This window comes from Nocardioides fonticola, from assembly GCF_039536805.1.
Lineage (GTDB): Bacteria > Actinomycetota > Actinomycetes > Propionibacteriales > Nocardioidaceae > Nocardioides > Nocardioides fonticola.
On the sequence record NZ_BAAAZH010000014.1, the window covers coordinates 91,125 to 111,188 of the forward strand.

Genomic DNA, 20,064 nt, shown 5'->3' on the forward strand with positions numbered 1-20,064 from the left:
GGTGTCCGCGCTCTCCTCCCGATCCCGCGCCGGCCGCGAGTTCGCCTACGGGCTGACCTTCCTGCTGATCCTCGCGCTGCTGGTGGCGCTCACCGTCGCGCTCTACCGGCGGTCCTTCGCCGACACCGTCGCGGTGACGATCGAATCCGATCGCGCCGGCCTGACCCTCGACTCCGGGACGCCGGTCAAGCTCCGCGGCGTCGAGATCGGCACCGTCGAGAGCATCCGCAAGGTCGGCGACGGCGCCCGCATCGAGGTGGCGATCGACCGCGACCAGCTCGCGAACGTGCCGGCCGACGTCACCGCCCAGATCGTGCCGCCGACGGCCTTCGGGGCCAAGTACGTCCAGCTGACCGCGCCGGCCCGTGCGGACGCCGCCCGGCTCACCGGCGGCGACGTGATCCGCGCCGACAAGGTCACCGTCGAGATCAACCAGACCTTCACCCACCTGACCGAGGTGCTCGACGCCGCGCGGCCCGCGCAGGTGAGCGCGGCGCTCTCGGCCCTCGCCACCACCCTCAACGGGCGCGGCGAGGCGATCGGCGATCTGGTCACCCAGCTCGACCGCTACCTCAAGGCGTTCAACCCGGCGCTGCCGACCCTGGCCCGCGACCTGCCGCGTGCCCAGCAGGTCGCCGACGTCTACGCCGACGCCGTCCCCGACCTGCTCGACGCCGGCGATGCCGCCGCCACGACCGCCGACACCCTCTCGGCCCAGGAGGCCTCCCTCCAGGCGTTCCTGGTGAACCTGCGCTCGTTCTCCGGCACCGCCGAGCAGACGGTGCGGGTGAACGCCCGCGACCTGCGCACGGCCCTCGACCAGTTCTCCTCCACCGCCGCGCTGCTCAACCGGTACTCACCCGAGCTGCCGTGCGTGATCAAGGGCGTGGTGTTCAACAACGAGAAGCTGGAGAAGGTCGTCGGCGGCCTCAACCCGGGCGTCACCACCTTCACCCGCATCCAGCCCGGCATGCCGGCCTACTCCTACGCCAAGGACCTCCCGATCATGGGCGACGACCGCGGTCCCAACTGCTACGGCCTCCCGGTTCTCGGCGCCGACGAGCAGGACCCGCCCAACCCCCACTTCGTGTCGGGCACCGACCCGTACGCCGACGGCCCCCAGACCCCGACCGGCGATCTCGCGACGACCCTGTTCGGCGCCCTCGACGGCGTGCTGAACTTCCTGCCCTCGGGGGCGGGCCGATGAAGCGCCGGGGGACGCCGGTGGGGCCCTCGCCGGTGGTGCGCCGGCAGCGGGCCGACCTGGTCAAGCTCCTCGTCTTCCTCGTGCTCGCCGGGGTCGTCACCGCCTACCTCGTGGTGGTCGTCGGCGACATCCGTCCCGGCGCCCGCCGGGAGTACCACGCCACGTTCGCCAACGTCTCCGGCCTCCAGACCGGCGACCAGGTGCGGGTGGCCTCGGTGCCGGTGGGGGAGGTGACCGACGTCGAGGTGCAGCCCGACGCCACCGTGCGGGTCACCTTCGACCTCGACGACGACATCGACCTCAACACCTCCACCACCGCCGCCGTGCGGTACCGCAACCTCATCGGCGACCGGTACGTCGAGCTCGACCGGCCCGACGCGGACGCGCCGGCCCTGAAGCCCGGCGGCACCATCCCCGTCGACCGGACGGCGTCCGCGCTCGACCTCGACACCCTGCTCAACGGCTTCAAGCCCCTCTTCGCGGGCCTCAACCCCGACCAGATCAACCGGCTCTCGGGTCAGCTCGTCGAGGTGCTCCAGGGCCAGCGCAGCGCCGTCACCCAGCTGGTCGGCACCATCGCCTCGGTGACCCCGGCCCTCGCCGACCGCGAGCAGCTCATCACCGACGTCGTCACCAACCTCGACACGGTGCTCGGCACTCTCGATAGCCGTCGGGACGCCGTCGGGGCGCTCATCGACCAGCTCGACGAGCTCGTCTCCGGCCTGGCGAAGCGCGACACCGACCTGCTCGACGCCGCCGATCGCATCGACGTGCTGGCCAAGCGCGGCACCACCCTCGTCGACGGCGTCCGGCCGAACCTGGCGCCGGTGCTGAAGGACCTCGGCGTCGGCGCCGGACGCCTGGCCGGTGAGTCCGCGGAGCTCCAGACGGTGCTCAAGACGCTGCCGGTGCACTTCCGCCGCGTCATGCAGACCGCCGCCTACGGCAACTTCTTCAACTTCTTCATCTGCGGGGTGAAGCTGCGGGTCGTCGACCTCAGCGGCCTGACCGTCGAGACCCCCTGGGTGAAGAGCTCGCTCGAGAGGTGTCAGCGATGAGGCCCCGCTTCCGACTCCCGACCCCGGTGCTCGGCCTCGTCGGCACCCTGGTGATCGTGCTCGTGGTGCTCGCGAGCATCAACGTCGGTTCCCTGCCGCTCATCAACGGCGGCCGGCACCTCGAGGCCGTCTTCCCCGAGGCGGGCGGCCTCCAGGCCGGCGACGACGTCGTCGTCTCCGGCGCGACCGTCGGGAAGGTCGACGACCTGCGCATCGTGGGCGACACCGTGCACATCGGCCTGACCCTGCACGACGAGGGGCTGAAGCTCGGCGACCGCACCCGCGCCCGCATCGTCACCGTCACCCTGCTCGGCCAGGCCGCGCTCGAACTCGTGCCGGCGGGCTCCGGTGACGTCGGGGGCGTCATCCCGCGCGAGCGGACGTCGTCCCCCTACGACGTCACCAGCGCGCTGAACCAGCTGACGACCACCACGGCCGACATCGACGTCGACCAGCTCGCGGCCTCCCTCCAGCAGGTCTCCGACACCTTCGCCGACACCCCCGCCGAGGTGCGTCCGGCCCTCGAGGGCGTGAGCCGGCTCTCCGCCGTCCTGGCCGAGAACGACACCACGCTGCGCCGCCTGCTGGCGCGGGCGAGCCGGGTCTCGGAGGTGCTCGCGAGCCGCAACGGCCAGGTGGCCGACCTGCTCCAGTCGGGTCAGCAGCTGCTGGGCGAGCTCACCGCCCGTCGCCAGGTCGTCGAGTCCCTGCTCGTCGACGCGACCCGGGTCTCGCGCTCGGTCCGCTCGCTGGCCGAGGAGAACACCGACGTGCTGGGCCCGGCCCTCGACAACCTCGATCGGGTGATCACCGTGCTGCAACGCAACAAGGCCGACCTCCAGGCGGCGCTGGACGGCGTCCGCAACTACGCCACCGCCTTCGGCGAGGCGGTCTCGACCGGTCCGTACTTCGACGCCTACATCCAGAACCTGACGGCGCCCTCGAGCCTCACGCCCTACCTCTCGGCGCTCCAGGACGGAGGTGCCCGATGAACCGCATCCTGACCCGGCCCGCGGCCGGTCTGCGCCGCCTCCTGGTGCCCGCCCTCGTGCTGGCCGTGCTCGCCGCCGGCCTCGCCTGGTGGCAGCACGACGACCGCACCCGCATCACCGCGTACTTCACCGGCACCACCGGCCTCTACGTCGGCGACCAGGTGCGGGTGCTCGGGGTGAAGGTCGGCGACGTCACCGCCGTCGAGCCCGAGGGCGACAAGGTGCGCGTCGAACTGTCGGTCGACGGCGACCGGCCGATCCCGGCCGATGTGAAGGCCGCGATCGTCGCGCCCAGCCTGGTCTCGGGCCGTTTCGTCCAGCTGGCACCCGCCTACACCGGCGGCGACCGCCTGGCCGACGGGGCGACGCTCGACACCGACCGCACCGCCGTCCCGGTCTCCTTCGACGAGGTCAAGAAGGAGCTCACCGACCTCAGCACGGCGCTCGGCCCCGACGGGCCCGTGGGCCGCAAGGGCGCGCTGGCCGAGGCGATCCGCACGGTCGACGCCAACCTCGGGCGCGGCGGTGCCGAGCAGCTGCGGTCCTCGATCCGCCAGCTCCAGGCCGCGGCCGCCACGCTCTCGGACGGCTCGAGCGACCTGTTCACCACCATCGACAGCCTCGACAGCTTCACCCGCAACCTCGTGCATTACGACGGCGCCGTCCGGGGGTTCACCACGACCCTCGACTCCGCCTCCCGGCTGCTCGACGACAACCGCACGCAGCTAACCGCCGCCGTCCGCGAACTCGGCTCGGCCCTGCGGTCGGTCGGCGACCTCGCCGAGCGCCACGACGAACGGCTGGCCCGCACGGTGCGCGACGCGGCCGGGCTGTCGACGACGCTGGCCGAGAAGGTCTACACGATCGCCCAGATCCTCCACCTCGGGCCGGGCGCGGTCATCGACCTGTTCCTCGCGGTCGACAACCACGCCCTGACCGGGCGGTTGGCGCTCGGCAACATCGACAGCACCGCCGACCTCGTGTGCGGTCTCATCCTCGGCGCGGGGGGCAGCAGCGCGATGTGCTCGAAGGCCATCCGGCCGCTCCTGGAGGTGCTGGGCCTGGGCTCCGTGCCCGGCTCGGCGGCCAGCAAGCAGGGAGGCGGGAGCTGATGCGCACCTCCGCACGACGCGCGGGCGGCGGCGTCCGATCGGCCGCCCTGGCCACGGTGCTCGCCACGAGTCTCGCCACGGGCCTCGCCGGCTGCCGTCTCCAGCCCAACGACAACACGCTGCCCGGTCAGACCGCGGTGGGCTCCGACGGCTACAGCGTCACCGTCACCTTCGACCAGGTCGAGAACCTGGTGCCGAACTCCACGGTGCTCTACGACGACGTCACCGTCGGCACGGTCGCCGCGATCGAGGTGAGGGACTGGCAGGCCGTGGTCACGCTGCGGTTGAAGAAGGACGTCCCGATCCCGGCCAACGCCACCTTCGCGATCGGCCAGAAGACCCTGCTGGGCGCCCAGTACGTCGAGGTCGACGATCCGGCCCGTCCGCAGGGTCGGCTCGCCGCCGACGCCGTCGTCCCGGTCTCGCAGACCGGCGACTACCCCGAGACCGAGCAGGTGCTGGGCGCGGCGTCGCTGCTGCTCAACAACGGCGGCCTCTCGCAGCTGAGCACCATCACCACCGAGCTCAACCGCACCCTCGACCAGCGGGTGCCCGACACCCGCGACGTCGTCGCCCAGCTGAACGAGCTGCTCGGCACCCTCGACGACAACCGCGACCAGCTGATCGCGACCCTGGAGTCGCTCGACGCGCTCTCCTCGCGGCTGGCCGACGGCAGCACCGAGCTCGCCCGCGCGGTCGACCGGGTCACGCCCGGCCTGCGCACGCTCAACCGGCAGCGCGACCGGCTCGTCGAGGCCATCACCCGCACCGGCGAGGCGAGCGTGCAGGCCTCGCGCCTCATCGCGGTCAACCAGGACGCCCTCGTCGGCGAGCTGGCCGACCTGCGCCCGGCGGTCGCCCAGCTCAGCACCGTGGCCGACCAGCTGCCCGACGCCCTGAAGCTGCTGGTCTCGGTGCCGTTCCCGATCATGACCTCGGGGGAGGCGCTCAAGGGCGACTACGCCAACCTGTTCGCCACGATCGACATCTCGAGCAAGGCGCTGGCCGAGGAGTTCCTCGGCTCCCACGACCCCGATCGCGGCGACACCACGCCGCAGCTCTCCGGCGTCCCCGAGGCCACGACGCCGCCCGACCCGCCGGTGCTCTCCACGCTGCTCGGAGCCCTCGGCTCGCTGCTGGGCGGCTCGACCCCTGGTGGCGGCTCGGGCAAGGGCTCGGGGTCCGGCTCGGGATCCGGCTCGGGCACCGGGACCTGCGGCCTGCTCGGCTCGCTCCTGGGAGGCTGCCGATGATCCTCACCCGCATGGTCCGCGTGCAGCTGGCCGTCTTCACCGTGCTCTCGCTCGTGGCGCTGGCGTTCGTCGGCGTCGTCTACGGGCGGCTGCCGGCGCGCGTCGGCATCGGCCACTACGACATCAGCGCCGACTTCGCCGACGCCAGCGGGCTCTATCCGCAGGCGAACGTCACCTACCGCGGCGTCACGGTCGGCCGGGTCACCGCCCTCGACCTCTCCCCGGACGGCGTCCGGGTGCGCATGCAGCTGGAGGACGACGCCCGCGTGCCGCGCGACGTCTCGGTGCAGCTGCACAGCACCAGCGCGATCGGCGAGCAGTACATCGACCTCGTGCCCTCCGACGACCAGGGTCCCTACCTCGGCGACGGCGCCGTCGTCCCGCGCGCGCAGACCGTCGAGATGCCCCAGATCACGCCGCTGCTGGGCCGGCTCGACCGGCTGCTGGACTCGGTGCCCACCGGTGCCACCCGCCGGGTGCTCGACCAGGTCGATGCGGGTCTGGGCGGCTCCTCCGACGACGTCACCCGGCTGGTCGACGCCTCCGGCACCTTCCTCGACGCCGCCGCGCAGCGCATCGAGCAGACCCGCAGCCTCATCGCGGCCGCCGAGCCGGCGCTGGCGACCCAGCAGGCGTTGGCCGGCAACACCCGGGCCTATGCGCGGGCGCTGGCGTCCTTCACCCGCGAGCTGGCGGCCCGCAACGGCGATCTCTCGGCGTTGCTCACGACCGGCGCGGGCTCGGTCGACTCCCTCGACGGCGCACTGCGCGGCGTCCAACCGACGCTTCCGGTGCTGCTGGCCAACCTCTCGACCACCACGAAGGCGCTCGACGACTACTCGGTCAACGTGCGCCAGCTGCTGGTCACCTATCCGGCGCTCGTGGCCAAGACGCAGGAGGCGTTGTGGCCGCGGCGTGACGTCGGCGACGCCCGCCTCGACCTGCGCGCACAGTTCAACAACCCCGGCAGCTGCATCGCGGGCTTCCGGCCGGTCGACCAGCGGCGCGCCCCGACCGACCTCTCGCCGACGGCCACCGGCCCGGCCTACTGCGAGCTCGCACCCGACGCCCCCGAGGGCGTGCGCGGTGCCCGCAACAGCCCGTGCCCGAACAGCTCCGCCCGGGGGCCGTCGCCGGCCTCCTGCGGACTGAGCTACGGCCGCGCCGTCCGCCTGGGCGGCACGGAGGCGGGCGGGGCCGGGCTCGACGCGCTGGTGCAGGCCCTCGACGGCTCCTTCCTCGACGCCGCCGGCCTGCTGGGCAGCTCCGACGACGACGCGCCGCGGAAGGGGGACCCGTGGACCATGCTCCTGACGCACCCGCTGGGTCTGTCCTGAGCTCGCCCCGCCGGGGCGGTCCGCTGCTCGCCGTCCTCGGCCTCGTCCTGGTGCTCGCCCTCGGCTACGGCGTGCGCGAGTGGCGCCACCTCCAGGACGCCGACACGCGGGACGCCGACCGGGCGGCGGCGATGCGGGCGGCCTCGGCGGAGGTGGAGGCGCTGATCACGGTGAGCGCCGACTCCTCCCAGGACGACCTCGACCGGCTGCTCGACGGCGCGACGCGCGGGTTCCGCGCCGACCTCCAGTCGCAGGCCGACACCTTCCGCTCGGCGCTGCGCAGCGGGGGAGTGACCACCACCGGGGAGATCACCTCGGCCGGGGTCGTCTCCTTCGCGGGCGACCGCGCCCGGGTGCTCGTGGCCGCCGAGGGCACGGTCCACAACGACCGCACCGACGGCGCCGAGCCGCGGCAGTACCGGGTACGGGTCGATGTCGAGCGGGTCGGCGGTCGATGGCTGGTCTCGCATCTGGAGTTCGTCGCGTGAGGGGCCGCGGCGGTCGTCTCCTGGCGGCGCTCCTGGTCGTCCTCCTGCTCGGTGTGGTGGCGGGCGACGTCGTGTGGACCCTGCGGTCGCGCGAGCGCGACCGCGTCGAGGACGCGCGGGCCGCGGCCATGGCGCAGGCGGCGAAGCGGCTGCCGGTGCTGCTCAGCTACGCCGCCGACGACCTCGACGCCGATCTGGCCGCGGCGGTCGCCTCGGCCACCGGTCCCTTCCGCGACGACTACCGTCGCGTTCTTGAGACGGTCGTCCGACCGAACGCTCGGTCGGGCAAGGTGAGCACGACCGCCGTGGTCGATGCGCTCGCGGTGGTCCGGGGGGACGCCGACCGCGTCGTCGTCCTCGCGTTCCTCACCCAGACCACCACCGCACGCGGTCGCGAGCCCGACACCTCGCAGTCGCGGGTGGAGGCCACGATGCAGCGGGTCGGCGACGACTGGCTGATCGCCGGTCTCGATCCGGTCTGAGGCACCCCACCAGACCGTTCCAGGAAGGGCACCCATGAAGATCGGCATGCAGCTCGCCTACGCCGGCGGCTTCCGCGACACCGTCGCCCAGTTGCAGGAGTTCGAGGCCGCGGGTCTCGGGATCGTCCTGCTACCGGAGGCCTACTCCTTCGACGCCGTCTCCCAGCTCGGCTTCATCGCGGCCCGCACCTCGCGCGTCGAGCTGTGCACCTCGATCCTCAACATCTACTCGCGCACACCCGCGCTGCTCGCCATGACCGCCGCCGGTCTCGACTACGTCTCCGAGGGCCGGTTCGTGCTCGGGGTCGGTGCGTCGGGGCCGCAGGTGGTCGAGGGGTTCCACGGTCTGCCCTACCAGGCGCCGCTCGCGCGCACCCGCGAGGTCGTCGAGATCTGCCGTCAGGTGTGGCGCCGGGAGAAGGTCGACTTCCACGGCCGCTTCTTCGACGTCCCGCTCACCCCCGAGCGTGGCGGTTCGGGCCTGGGCAAGCCGCTGAAGCTCATCAACCACCCGGTGCGCGACCGCATCCCGATGCAGTTGGCCGCCCTCGGACCCAAGAACGTCGAGCTGGCCGCCGAGCTCTTCGAGGGCTGGGAGCCGATCTTCTTCTTCCCCGAGCGCGCCGAGGAGGCCTTCGGTGAGGCGCTCGCCGCCGGCGCCGCGAAGCGGGCGCCCGAGCTCGGGCCGCTCGACATCATGGCCGACATCAAGGTGCTCATCAGCGAGGACGCCGAGGAGCTCGCGGCCGCCGATGCGCTCATGCGCGATCAGCTGGCCCTCTACATCGGCGGCATGGGTGCGCGGGGGAAGAACTTCTACAACGACCTCGCGGTGCGCTTCGGCTTCCCCGAGGAGGCGGCCCGCGTGCAGGACCTCTACCTGGCGGGGGAGAAGGCGCAGGCGGCGGCCGCGCTGCCGGCCGAACTGGTGCAGGGGGTCTCGCTGGTCGGCTCGCGCGAGCACGTGGCGCAGCGGCTCGCCGCCTTCGCGAAGGCCGGGGTGACCACCGTCAACGCCGTCCTGCTCGCCTCGAGCCACGAGGGCCGGGTGCGCGACGTCGCGACCCTCGCGGAGCTCGCCGCCGAGCTCGGGTGAGGCCGGGGTGAGGCCGGAGTGAGGCCGGAGTGAGGCCGGGGCGGGGATCGAATCTGAGGGCAATCTGAGATTCGACCAAGGATTGCGCCATCCGATCGGCGGGCGGTGTCGAACCACAGCCACCCGCATCGGAGCAGGGGGGACCACTGCGAAAAGGATTCCCCAGATGAAGCTCCCCTCCGTCCGACGCCCCAGCCCCGCCCTCGCGGTCTCGGTGCTCGCGCTCGTCGTCGCCTCGACCGGCACCTCCTACGCCGCCGGCCTCATCGGCGGCGAGGACATCCGCAACAACTCCATCACCTCCGAGGACGTCAAGAACCGTTCGCTGCTGGCCAAGGACTTCGCCAAGGGCGAAATCCCGGCCGGCGAGCAGGGCCCCCAGGGCGAGACCGGCCCGGCCGGCCCGGCGGGACCCGCCGGCGACCGTGGTCCGGCCGGCGTCGGCCGCTGGGCCCTCATCGGCACCGACGGCTCGATCATCGCCCAGTCCGGCGGCTTCACGGTGACCGCGGCGTACCCGACCCTGGCCAACACCGCGACCCCGCCGGCCGCCGACAACTCGCTGCGCGCCAACGGCAACGTCTACATCAACGCGAACGAGGACCTCTCCAACAACGGCATCCTCACGCAGCTGGTGCTGGAGAACACGATCGACCTCAACGGCGACGGCATCACCAACGGCCGCGCCGCCGGTGCCGACGCCAACCCGGAGTTCTCCGGCGAGATCACCGCCAGCCGCTGCAACTACACCGGCGCTCCGGTCACCATCCCGACCAACTGCGCCCCGACCGGCACCAACACCGCGACCCACTTCGTGGTGAGCCCGCGCAACAGCGACGGCAGCGTCACCACGTCGACCACGCGCAAGGCCTTCTACGTGGTCATCACCGGCGACTCCTCGGACTACGTCGCCCCCTGATCGACCCTGGTCGAGCCTGGTCGACTGGTCGATCGAGCCATCGATCGCGGGCCGACCGCCTTCTCGGCCGTCCGTCCGGGTGCCCTCGGGAGGCATCCGGACGGGCGTCCGGGTGGTCCGTACCACCCTCCCTCCACCTCAAGTTAACCTCAAGGAACACGCAAGATCGCCAGCGGGCGCCTCAACTTACGACCAGGGCATTTCGTCCCGGTCACAGGGGTGTCACGGTGGTAGAGCCTCACTCGACCCCCCGACACGAGATGAGATCCGCATGTCGTCCCTCCCCCTGCGCTGCGCGGCCCGACGCCGGGCGGCCCGGTCGTGAACCTGCTCATGAGCGGCTCCCCGCGACCCACCCCCGAGCACGCCGACCGTCACGTCGCCCCCCCGGCCGGACGGCGCGACGTCCACGACGTCCTCGATGACGCCGCCGTCCCGTCCACGGGCGCGGCCCTGCTCACCCTGGTGACGATGGCACTGGCCGTCGGCGCCTCGATCGCCCTGGTCGTGGTGGCCTTCCTCGGCCTCGACGCCTTCGGGGTGGCGGGATTCGAGGGCTCGGTGCCCGCCGGACTCGTGGCGATCTTCGTGGGCCAACCGTTGGTGTGGCTCGCGTGGCTGGCGGTGGCCCGCCGGGCGTCCCATCGCTGAACACTCGGTGAGTTCGATGAGAATCCTGCCTCCGGGCTTGTCTGGACCGGGGAGCAGCGGTGCACCCTGGAGGCATGAGCAACGGATGGGAGACGGCGCTGGTCGGCTGGCTGGCCGCGCAACTGCCCCTCGGGCTCCTGCTCGGGATGATCATGGGCGCCGGTCGTGACGACGACGGCCCGATGCTCCTCGAGCCGGCGCCCCGGGACATCGTCACGTCGCTGAGCTGACGTCGAGCACGGCCCTTCGGCGGACCTCGCCGCGGAGTCGCCGTGGAGTCGCCGTAGGGCTGCCGCGGAGGCCCACGTGGGCCTCGCGGAGGGCGCCCCCGGCAGGATTCGAACCTGCGACCGGCGGATTAGAAGGCCGCTGCTCTATCCAGCTGAGCTACGGAGGCGGGCGGCCCCGGAGGGCCGCAGGCAGGATATCGGCCCGGTATCCCAGGGGTGGGATCGGCGTCGGGCCCAGCAGATGAAATGGTTCTCGCGCAAGCACCGATCGGTGCTGGTCTGGACTCCGCCGTGACCTGGGTCACGGAGTACTGGTCGGTAACGGTTCACGCCCGTACTCTCGACAGCGGGTCACCAGACACCGCCCCCCGGTGGGTCCGGCCCGCGGTCGACCGCTGGGGAGAGCGGTCGACGGGAGGAGATTCAGTCATGGATTCAGCTGCCGCACCCCTCGCCGGGGCGGACGTCTCGGCGGCCGCAGCCGCGCGGGACGCCGAGTTCGCCGCCCTCGCCGCCGATGTGGTCGACGAGGTGCAGGGCGAACTGATCGACCTGCTCAGTGCCCTCGGGGCCGGGCGCCGCGATCCCGCCGCACCGCGCGCCGACCTGCCGCCGGCCGGCCCGGGGGAGCGCATCCGCACCGGCGACGTCGTCGACATGCTCCGCGAGCTCGCGGCGATCGAGAAGCTCGCAGGCACGACCGAGGCGGTCCGCCGGGTCGACTGAGTCGACCGGCCTGCCCACCCGTCAGGCGGCGCGCGCAGTCGCACGCGACAGGCGGCTCAGCCGATCAGGCGCCCCATCCACTCCTCGATGTCCGCGACCGTGCGCGGGAGGGCGGCGGAGAGGTTGCGGGCACCGTCGGCGGTGACCTGCACGTCGTCCTCGATGCGGATGCCGATGCCCCGCAGCTCCTCCGGCACGAGCAGGTCGTCGGCCTGGAAGTACAGGCCCGGCTCGACCGTGAGCACCATGCCCTCGGCGAGCTCGCCCTTGGCGTAGGACTCCGGTGCGGCCTGCCCGCAGTCGTGCACGTCCATGCCGAGCATGTGGCTCGTGCCGTGCAGGGTCCAGCGGGCGTAGACCTTGCTCTCGGGGTCGAGCGCCTCCTCCGCCGAGACGGGCAGCAGGCCCATGTCCTCGAGCCCGTGCGCGAGCACCGTCATCGACGCCTCGTGCACCGAGGCGAACGGGACGCCGGGCCGCACCGCCGCGATGCCGGCCTCCTGCGCGGCGAGCACCAGCTCGTAGAGACGCCGCTGGAGGTCGGTGAAGCGGCCGTCGACCGGGATGGTGCGGGTGATGTCGGCGGTGTAGAGCTGCCGGTTCTCCACGCCCATGTCGAGCAGCACGAGCTGGCCGGGCGTGATCGGACCGGAGTTCTCGATCCAGTGCAGGGTGGTGGCGTGGGCCCCGCCCGCGACGATGGAGTCGTAGCCGATGTCGTTGCCCTGGGTGCGGGCGCGGCGGAAGAACGTGCCCTCGATCCAGCGCTCGCCGTACTCGAGCACCCGCGGCCACTCGCGCACGCAGTCCTCGAAACCGGCCGCGGTGATCGCGCACGCCTCCTCCAACTGGGCGATCTCCCAGGCGTCCTTGATCAGCCGCTGCTCGGACACCACCCGGGCGAGATCGGCATCGAGGCTGGCGTCGCCCTCGACGAGCGCGTCGACGGCCGCCGAGACACCGCGGTGCACCCGCGTCTTCGGGGACGACGCCCGCAGGTCGTCGGCCAACTGGTCGATGTGGCGCACCTCGAGCCCGAGCGCGGAGGAGATCTCGTGGGCGCTGGGACGGCGTCCGGCCCACAGCTCGCCGTACTGGCGGTCGCGGAAGAACTCGTCGGTTTCCCGCGAGGCGCGCGGACGCGCGTAGAGCACGTGCTGGTCGTCGTGGACGACGAGGACGGCGTCGGAGGTCTGGTTGCCCGCGTAGTAGGTGTGGGCGGTGTCGGGCCGGAACCGGTAGTCGGTGTCGTTGGCGCGCACCTTGAATCCGCCGGCGGGCAGCACGAGGCGCTCACCGGGGAACAGGGCGGCCAGCGCGGCCCGGCGCCGGGCGGCCGGCTCGGCCACGCTGCTGCGCGGCAGGTCGAGCTCGCGATCGCCCCAGCCCTCGCGCATGAAGGCGGCGTAGGCGGCCGGGACGGCCGGGTCGTGGGACTCGGTGCGCGGCTGGTCGGCTGCGGTCTGCTCGCTCATGGCGCCACCTTACGCGCGCGACCGGGCGCTGGCGCCTCCCCTGTCGGGGTCGGCGTCGCGGCCGCGATGCACGGCTGGGAGCGCATCCCCCGCTAGGGTCGGGGCATGTCCGCAGGCCGTCTCTCCAGCCGTGCCTTCACGGTCACGGTGACGGTCGCCGTCGTCCTCGGGGCCCTGCCGATCCTGCTCATCATCGCCCTCTCGGGCGCTCCTGGATCGCTGGTGCTGGCCACCGCGCTGGCCGCGCTGCCCGTCGGACCCGTCGTCGCCTGCTACCTGTGGCTCGACCGCTACGAACCCGAGCCTCGCGGCCTGCTGGCCGCGGCGCTGCTGTGGGGCGGCTTCGTCGCCACCGCCGCCGCGCTGCTCATCCAGGGCGTCGGCGGCATGGTGCTGCGCTTCACCGATGACCAGTCGCTCGCGATCGTCGCCCCGATCACCGAGGAGGCCTCCAAGGGTCTCTTCCTCGTCCTGCTGCTGTGGTGGCGCCGCGCCGAGCTGGACGGCGTCCTCGACGGCATCGTCTACGCGGGCATGGTGGGCGTCGGCTTCGCCTTCGTGGAGAACATCCTCTACCTGGCCGCGGCCTACAACGGCACCGACGGCACAGGCCCCGGCGGCACCGACGCCCTGACGGCGACCTTCGTCATGCGGTGCCTCTTCAGCCCCTTCGCCCATCCCCTCTTCACCGCGTTCACCGGCGTGGGGGTCGGTCTCGCGGTCGGGTCGCGCTCCCCGCTCGTGCGCGCCGTCGCACCCCTCGGCGGGTACCTGCTCGCCGTCCTCGCGCACGGCCTGTGGAACGGGTCGACGATCTTCGGCACCGGCGGCTTCGTCGCGGTCTACCTCGTGCTGATGGCGCCCGCCCTGGTCGGGATGGCCGCGCTCGGCCTCTGGGCGCGCCGCTCCGAGCGCCGGATGCTCGCCGCGGCCCTCCAGGACGCCGCCGCGCGCGGCCTCATCCCGGCCACCGACATCGGCTGGGTCGTCGACCTGCGAGCCCGCCGTCTGGCTCGGCGCCACGCCCGCCTCGCAGGCGGCCCGGCCGCTGAACGCGCCATGCGGAACTACCAACAAGCTGCGATCGAGCTCGGATTCCTGCATCATCGCTACCTGCGCGGCACGCCCCCGCCCGACTTCGCCCGACGGGGCCAGGAGTACGTCGCCCGGATCGGCGTCGTCCGGCCCTCCATCGCCTTTCCCGGACAGGTGGTCCCCACTCGATGACAGCCAGCAACGACGGCGGGTCCTCGAGCGCCCAGGACGCCCAGATGCTCACCGCCCTGGTGCGCCTGCGCGGCGCGCTCCAGGCCGCCGACCTGCCCTTCGACGTCGAGGGCGTGGAGGACCTGCGGGCCTCGCGCCGCCAGATGATCGACCAGCTCGAGGACTACGTCATCCCGCGGGTCATGACGATCGAGGCGCCGCTGGTGGCCGTCGTCGGCGGGTCCACCGGCGCCGGCAAGTCCACCCTGGTGAACTCGCTGGTGGGGGAGCGGGTGACCACGCCCGGCGTCCTGCGTCCGACCACCCGCTCCGCCGTCCTCGTGCACCACCCCGACGACGCCCACTGGTTCGGCCAGGACCGCCTCCTGCCCGACCTGCGTCGCGTGGAGGAGGCCACCGACGACCCCACCGCGCTCCAGCTGGTCGCCTCCGAGCGGATGCCGCAGGGGCTGGCGCTCGTCGACGCGCCCGACGTCGACTCCGTCGAGCAGCGCAACCGCGAGCTCGCCGCCCAGCTGCTGGCCGCGGCCGACCTGTGGCTCTTCGTCACCTCCGCGGCCCGCTACGCCGACCAGGTGCCCTGGCAGCACCTGCGGGGCGCCGCCGACCGGGCCACCGCGGTGGCGGTCATCCTCGACCGCACCCCGGCTGAGGCGGTCGAGACCGTCTCCACCCACTTGGCCCGCATGCTGGCCTCCCGCGGCCTGAAGGACTCCCCGATCTTCGTGGTCCACGAGGGCCCCATCGACGACGACGGGCTGCTCCCGCCGGGCCACGTCGCCGACGTGCGCGGGTGGATCGACTCCCTCGCCGCCGACAGCGGCGGCCGCGCGGTCGTCGTCAAGCAGACCCTCGACGGCGCCATCCGGTCGATGACCCATCACACCTACCCGCTCGTCGAGGCGCTCGGCGCCCAGCAGCGGGTCGCGGCCGGGCTGCGCGAGGCCGTCGTCGAGGGGTACGCCGCCGACCGCGACGACACCGCCGCCGGGCTGGTCGACGGACGGCTCCTACGCGGCGAGGTGCTCGCCCGCTGGCAGGACTTCGTCGGCACCGGCGACCTCCTGCGCAGCCTCGACCAGAAGGTCAGCTGGCTGCGCGATCGCGTCGTCAACGCCGTCAAGGGCAAGCCGCAGCAGGCCGAGCGGGTCGTCGTCGCCGTCGAGTCCGCCATCGAACTGCTGGTCCTCGAGCACGCCGAACGCGCCGCCGGTGCCGTGGCGACCCGCTGGGCCGAGCTGCCCGGCGGCCCCGCGCTGCTCGCCCAGGCCGGCCCCGACCTCGGCCGCGCCTCCCGCGACCTGCGGCGACGCGCCGAGCGCGCCGTCCGCGCCTGGCAGGAGGAGGTCGGGGCGCTGGTGCGCGCCGACGGCGCCGACAAGCGCTCGGCCCGCTACCTCGCCTTCGGCGCCGGCGGTCTCGCGGTCTCCCTCATGGTCCAGGTGATCGCCGGGGCCTCCCAGCACGAGAGCGCGGCGCTCGGTCGCCAGCTGCTCGACGCCGTCTTCGGCGAGGCCGAGGTCACCGCCATGGTGCGCTCGGCCACCGCGTCCCTCCACGAGCACGTGCTCGGCCTGCTCGACGCCGAGAGCGAGCGCTTCACGGGCCTGCTCGGCGCCGACGCCGTCCCCGACGGTGCGGCCGAGGCGCTGCGCGAGGCCGCCCGACGCGTCGACGACGCCCGCTTCGCCGAATCCCAGCGCGGCGCCTGAGCCGGTCGGCCGGGCCTGCCGGCATGGGGCCCGCGGTGCGCGCCCACTATGGTGGCCCTGCCCGTGCCCGTCGGTGAAGGAAGAGAGCGATGACGTCCCTGCAGGAGGCGACCACCTCCCTGGTCACCCGCGGCACCGATCTCGCGGGTCGCATCGAGGGTCTCGCGGCCGCCGTCGACGGCGCCCGCGGCCGGCTCGCCGACGCCGACCTCGACCGGGCCGCGACGGTCGTCTCGCGCGCTGCGGGCCGCATGCGGCTCTCCTCCGACCACACCGTCGTCGCCATCGCGGGCGCGACCGGCTCGGGCAAGTCCTCGACCTTCAACGCCCTCACCGGGCTCGAGCTCTCCGCCGTCGGCGTCCGGCGTCCGACCACCTCGTGGGCCACGGCCTGCGTGTGGGGTGCCGACGGTGCCGCCGAGCTGCTGGAGTGGCTCGGCATCCCGCCGCGCCACCAGACCACCCGCGACTCCATGCTCGATACCCGCCGGGAGTCGAACTCGATGGACGGCGTCGTCCTGCTCGACCTGCCCGACCACGACTCCACCGAGGTCGCCCACCACCTCGAGGTCGACCGGCTCGTCGGGCTCGCCGACATGATCATCTGGGTGCTCGACCCGCAGAAGTACGCCGACGCGGCGATCCACGACCGCTATCTCGCGCCGATGCGCTCGCACGCCGACATCATGCTCGTGGTGCTCAACCACATCGACACCGTCGCCGAGGACCGCCGCCAGTCGATGCTCGACGACGTCCGCCGGCTCCTCGACGCCGACGGCCTGACCGAGGTGCCGGTGCTCGGGGTCAGCGCCCGTCACGGCCTCGGACTCGACGAGCTGCGGGCCCGCATCGAGCGGCGTGTCGCCGACAAGCAGCTCACCCGCGACCGCGTCGAGGCCGATCTGCGCGCGCTCGCCGACGACCTCGTCGCCCTCGACGGCGCTGCCGACGCGGCCGGGCTCAACACCGCCCGCATCACGACCTTCGACGCCGCGCTCGCCGACGCCGCGGGCATCCCGGTCATCGTCGACGCCGTCGAGCGGTCCTCGCTGGGCCGCATCCGCCGCGCCGTGGGCTGGCCGCCCCTGGCCTGGCTGGGGCGGCTGCGTCCCGACCCGCTCAAGGGACTCGACCTCGACCTCGGCTCGGCGGGCCGTGCCCTGGCCGGGGCCGACCGGTCCGCGCCGAGCGCCGTCGGCCTCGAGCGCGGACGCCTCGACGCCGAGGTCCGCGCGCTCGTCGACGACGCCGGCCGTGGTCTGGGCACCGGCTGGCAGGAGTCGCTGCGCCGCATCGGCCTGGCCCCGCTCGACACGTTGGGCGAGCAGCTCGATCGTGCTGTCGCCGGCGTCGACCTCGGGGCCCGCACGGTGCCGGGCTGGGCGCGCGGCGTGATGCTGCTCCAGTGGCTGCTCCTGCTCGCCGCCGTCGGCGGTATCGCCTGGGCCGTCGCGGCGTCCGAGCCGCTCGGCTATGCGCTGGCCGGAGCCGGGCTGGTGCTCGGCGTCCTCCTGGCGATCATCGCCCGCGGACGCGCGGCGTCCGCGGCCACCGAGACCGCCGAGACCGCCGACCGGGCGCTGCGGGCCGCGGTGCGCGAGGTGGCCCACGCCCGGGTGGTGGCGCCCCTCCAGGCCGAGCTCGAGGTGCGGGCCGGCGTCCGCGCGGGGCTCGAACGCGCCCGCCGCTGACTCCTCCTGGCCGGGTGGTCCCGGCCGCGGATCCTCCACAGGGCGGGCCACGGCCGCGTCGTCCCCAGATCCTCGATGGTGCCTGTCGGGCATCCGCCGTCCGCGGAAGGCTGCTCACGTCGCCGGCGCGGTGCCGGCGAGTGAGGAGGAACAGTGAGATGAACGAGACCACGGTGACCTTCACCGGATGGCTGGGAAGCGATGTGACGATGCGGCAGGCGGGCGGCGTCCCCGTCGCCTCCTTCCGGGTCGCGACCGCGCCGCGGCGCTTCTCGAGGCGCTCGGAGGAGTGGGTCGACGGCGAGACGCAGTGGTACACCGTGCAGGCCTGGCGCGGGCTGGCCGAGAACGCGGCGCTCTCGCTGCGCCGCGGCGACCCCGTGCTCGTGCACGGCCGCCTGTCGGTGCGCACCTGGACCACCAACGCCGGCGTCGAGACCACCACCCTCGAGGTCGACGCGCTGCACCTGGGCCACGACCTCACCCGCGGCCGCAGCGCCTTCTCCCGCGCTCCGCGCCCCGAGCGCGTCGAGGCCGCGGCCCCGGAGTCCGGATCCGCCCCGGGGGAGACGGCCACGGGCGAGGTGTCGGAACCCGAGCAGCGCGCCGGCGTCGCCTGAGGTCGCGGCGCCGCCCCGATCAGGTCATCGGGGGTGTCGCCGACTAGGCTCGGGTGCCATGGCGGAATATGTCTTCACCCTGCGCAACGTGCGCAAGGCCCACGGCGACAAGGTCGTCCTCGACAACGTCACCCTCTCGTTCCTGCACGGGGCGAAGATCGGCGTGGTCGGCCCCAACGGCACCGGCAAGTCCTCGCTGCTGAAGATCATGGCCGGGATCGACCAGGCCAACAACGGCGATGCGATCCTCGACCCCGAGGCCACCGTCGGCATGCTCCAGCAGGAGCCGCCGCTGACCGAGGGGAAGACGGTTCTGGAGAACGTCCAGGAGGCCGTCGGCGACATCGTGGCCAAGCTGAAGCGCTTCAACGAGGTCTCCGAGGCGATGGGCGACCCCGACGCCGACTTCGACGCCCTCATGGCCGAGATGGGCGACCTGCAGACCGATCTCGACAACGCCAACGCGTGGGATCTCGACAGCCGGCTCGACCAGGCCATGGACGCCCTGCGCTGCCCGCCCCCCGACACCCTGGTCGACAACCTCTCCGGTGGTGAGCGCCGGCGGGTCGCGCTGTGCAAGCTGCTGCTCCAGCAGCCCGACCTGCTGCTCCTCGACGAGCCCACCAACCACCTCGACGCCGAGTCGGTGCAGTGGCTGGAGGGCCACCTGAAGACCTACCCGGGCGCCGTCCTGGCGATCACCCACGACCGGTACTTCCTCGACAACGTCGCCGAGTGGATCCTCGAGCTCGACCGGGGCAAGACCCACCCCTACGAGGGCAACTACTCCACCTACCTGGAGACCAAGAAGGAACGCCTCAAGATCGAGGGTCAGAAGGACGCCAAGCGCGCCAAGATGCTCGAGAAGGAACTCGAGTGGGTGCGCTCGAACGCCAAGGCGCGCCAGACCAAGAGCAAGTCGCGTCTGGCCCGCTACGAGGAGCTCGCGGCCGAGGCCGACAAGGCCCGCAAGATCGACACCGCCGACATCAACATCCCGCCGGGCCCGCGGCTGGGCGACGTCGTCCTCGAGGCCTCCCACCTCACCAAGGGGTTCGAGGACCGCGTGCTGTGGAACGACATCTCCTTCACGCTGCCGCGCGCCGGCATCGTCGGCGTCGTCGGTCCCAACGGCGTCGGCAAGACCACTCTGTTCCGCATGATCACCGGCGGCGAGACGCCCGATTCGGGCTCGCTGACCGTGGGCCAGACGGTCAAGCTGTCCTACGTCGACCAGAGCCGTGGCGGCATCGACCCGAACAAGAACGTCTGGGAGGTCGTCTCCGACGGCCTGGACTTCATCAAGGTCGCGAACTTCGAGATGAACTCCCGCGCCTACGTCGCCTCCTTCGGCTTCAAGGGGCCCGACCAGCAGAAGAAGGCCGGCGTCCTCTCCGGCGGTGAGCGCAACCGTCTCAACCTCGCCCTGACTCTCAAGCAGGGTGGCAACGTGCTGCTGCTCGACGAGCCCACCAACGACCTCGACGTCGAGACCCTGTCCTCCCTCGAGGACGCCCTGCTCGACTTCCCGGGCTGTGCCGTCGTGACCTCCCACGACCGGTGGTTCCTCGACCGCATCGCCACCCACATCCTGGCCTGGGAGGGCACCGAGGAGCAGGAGGGCCAGTGGTTCTGGTTCGAGGGCAACTTCGCCTCCTACGAGGAGAACAAGATCGAGCGCCTCGGCCCCGACGCCGCCCGCCCGCACCGCGTCACGCACCGCCGGCTCACCCGCGACTGATCCGTCCGGGCTCGGCTGTCCAGGCTCGGCCCCTGACAGCACGACGG

The 20,064-nt window shown here is 72.9% G+C and carries 19 protein-coding genes and 1 tRNA gene; 18 read left to right on the plus strand and 2 right to left on the minus strand.

The features are described from left to right. The first annotated feature begins 1 nt into the window (after position 1). The 12 genes from ABD671_RS11085 to ABD671_RS11140 all read left to right on the plus strand — a co-directional run bounded on the left by ABD671_RS11085 (position 2) and on the right by ABD671_RS11140 (position 10,825). A complete protein-coding gene (locus tag ABD671_RS11085; RefSeq protein WP_344733423.1) occupies positions 2-1,207 on the plus strand; it encodes an MCE family protein in 1,206 nt (401 codons plus the stop codon). After that, positions 1,204-2,265: an MCE family protein gene (locus ABD671_RS11090; RefSeq protein ID WP_344733424.1), complete on the plus strand. Its 1,062-nt coding sequence runs from the start codon at positions 1,204-1,206 to the stop codon at positions 2,263-2,265. Before ABD671_RS11085 ends, ABD671_RS11090 begins: the two co-directional genes overlap by 4 nt. Then, positions 2,262-3,257 carry an MCE family protein gene (locus tag ABD671_RS11095; RefSeq protein WP_344733425.1) on the plus strand — a complete coding sequence of 332 codons (996 nt, stop codon included), beginning with the start codon at positions 2,262-2,264 and terminating at the stop codon, positions 3,255-3,257. The genes ABD671_RS11090 and ABD671_RS11095 overlap by 4 nt, the downstream gene beginning before the upstream one ends. Further along, positions 3,254-4,369, plus strand: coding sequence for an MCE family protein (locus ABD671_RS11100; protein WP_344733427.1), 1,116 nt, complete (start codon positions 3,254-3,256; stop codon positions 4,367-4,369). The genes ABD671_RS11095 and ABD671_RS11100 overlap by 4 nt, the downstream gene beginning before the upstream one ends. Next, positions 4,369-5,622 (plus strand): MCE family protein, encoded by a 1,254-nt coding sequence (locus ABD671_RS11105; protein WP_344733428.1) that lies wholly within the window; start codon positions 4,369-4,371, stop codon positions 5,620-5,622. Before ABD671_RS11100 ends, ABD671_RS11105 begins: the two co-directional genes overlap by 1 nt. Next, on the plus strand, positions 5,619-6,959 hold the full coding sequence (locus tag ABD671_RS11110; RefSeq protein WP_344733429.1) for an MCE family protein: 1,341 nt from the start codon (positions 5,619-5,621) through the stop codon (positions 6,957-6,959). Before ABD671_RS11105 ends, ABD671_RS11110 begins: the two co-directional genes overlap by 4 nt. Then, positions 6,920-7,447: a hypothetical protein gene (locus ABD671_RS11115; protein WP_344733430.1), complete on the plus strand. Its 528-nt coding sequence runs from the start codon at positions 6,920-6,922 to the stop codon at positions 7,445-7,447. Before ABD671_RS11110 ends, ABD671_RS11115 begins: the two co-directional genes overlap by 40 nt. Beyond that, complete coding sequence (locus ABD671_RS11120; protein ID WP_344733431.1) at positions 7,444-7,929, plus strand: hypothetical protein; 486 nt, start codon at positions 7,444-7,446, stop codon at positions 7,927-7,929. The genes ABD671_RS11115 and ABD671_RS11120 overlap by 4 nt, the downstream gene beginning before the upstream one ends. A 34-nt stretch (positions 7,930-7,963) precedes the next feature. Beyond that, positions 7,964-9,025, plus strand: a complete 1,062-nt coding sequence (locus ABD671_RS11125) for an LLM class F420-dependent oxidoreductase (RefSeq protein ID WP_344733432.1) — start codon at positions 7,964-7,966, stop codon at positions 9,023-9,025. Positions 9,026-9,191: 166 nt separating this feature from the next. Beyond that, positions 9,192-9,944: a hypothetical protein gene (locus ABD671_RS11130; RefSeq protein ID WP_344733433.1), complete on the plus strand. Its 753-nt coding sequence runs from the start codon at positions 9,192-9,194 to the stop codon at positions 9,942-9,944. Between the two features lie 333 nt (positions 9,945-10,277). Then, positions 10,278-10,595, plus strand: a complete 318-nt coding sequence (locus tag ABD671_RS11135; protein WP_344733434.1) for a hypothetical protein — start codon at positions 10,278-10,280, stop codon at positions 10,593-10,595. Between the two features lie 74 nt (positions 10,596-10,669). Next, the gene (locus ABD671_RS11140) at positions 10,670-10,825 is read left to right on the plus strand and encodes a hypothetical protein (protein WP_344733435.1); all 156 of its coding nucleotides are present in this window, start codon (positions 10,670-10,672) and stop codon (positions 10,823-10,825) included. A 93-nt stretch (positions 10,826-10,918) separates the two neighbouring features. Here ABD671_RS11140 and ABD671_RS11145 read toward each other — a convergent pair. Further along, positions 10,919-10,992, minus strand: a tRNA-Arg gene (locus ABD671_RS11145). Positions 10,993-11,254: 262 nt separating this feature from the next. Between ABD671_RS11145 and ABD671_RS11150 the strand changes: the two genes are divergently transcribed. Continuing rightward, a complete protein-coding gene (locus ABD671_RS11150) occupies positions 11,255-11,551 on the plus strand; it encodes a hypothetical protein (RefSeq protein ID WP_344733436.1) in 297 nt (98 codons plus the stop codon). A 56-nt stretch (positions 11,552-11,607) separates the two neighbouring features. On the opposite strand, the gene ABD671_RS11155 is transcribed toward ABD671_RS11150, so the two are convergent. Continuing rightward, positions 11,608-13,026, minus strand: a complete 1,419-nt coding sequence (locus ABD671_RS11155; RefSeq protein ID WP_344733437.1) for an aminopeptidase P family protein — start codon at positions 13,024-13,026, stop codon at positions 11,608-11,610. Between the two features lie 105 nt (positions 13,027-13,131). On the opposite strand from ABD671_RS11155, the gene ABD671_RS11160 reads away from it, so the two are divergent. The 5 genes from ABD671_RS11160 to ettA all read left to right on the plus strand — a co-directional run bounded on the left by ABD671_RS11160 (position 13,132) and on the right by ettA (position 20,017). Beyond that, positions 13,132-14,253 (plus strand): PrsW family intramembrane metalloprotease, encoded by a 1,122-nt coding sequence (locus tag ABD671_RS11160; RefSeq protein WP_344733438.1) that lies wholly within the window; start codon positions 13,132-13,134, stop codon positions 14,251-14,253. Next, positions 14,250-15,965: a dynamin family protein gene (locus tag ABD671_RS11165; protein WP_344733439.1), complete on the plus strand. Its 1,716-nt coding sequence runs from the start codon at positions 14,250-14,252 to the stop codon at positions 15,963-15,965. The genes ABD671_RS11160 and ABD671_RS11165 overlap by 4 nt, the downstream gene beginning before the upstream one ends. Positions 15,966-16,054: 89 nt before the next feature. Next, a complete protein-coding gene (locus ABD671_RS11170; RefSeq protein WP_344733440.1) occupies positions 16,055-17,656 on the plus strand; it encodes a GTPase in 1,602 nt (533 codons plus the stop codon). Between the two features lie 158 nt (positions 17,657-17,814). Continuing rightward, positions 17,815-18,276 (plus strand): single-stranded DNA-binding protein, encoded by a 462-nt coding sequence (locus ABD671_RS11175; RefSeq protein ID WP_344733441.1) that lies wholly within the window; start codon positions 17,815-17,817, stop codon positions 18,274-18,276. A 58-nt stretch (positions 18,277-18,334) separates the two neighbouring features. Further along, positions 18,335-20,017: an energy-dependent translational throttle protein EttA gene (gene ettA / locus ABD671_RS11180; RefSeq protein WP_344733442.1), complete on the plus strand. Its 1,683-nt coding sequence runs from the start codon at positions 18,335-18,337 to the stop codon at positions 20,015-20,017. Positions 20,018-20,064 lie beyond the last annotated feature (47 nt).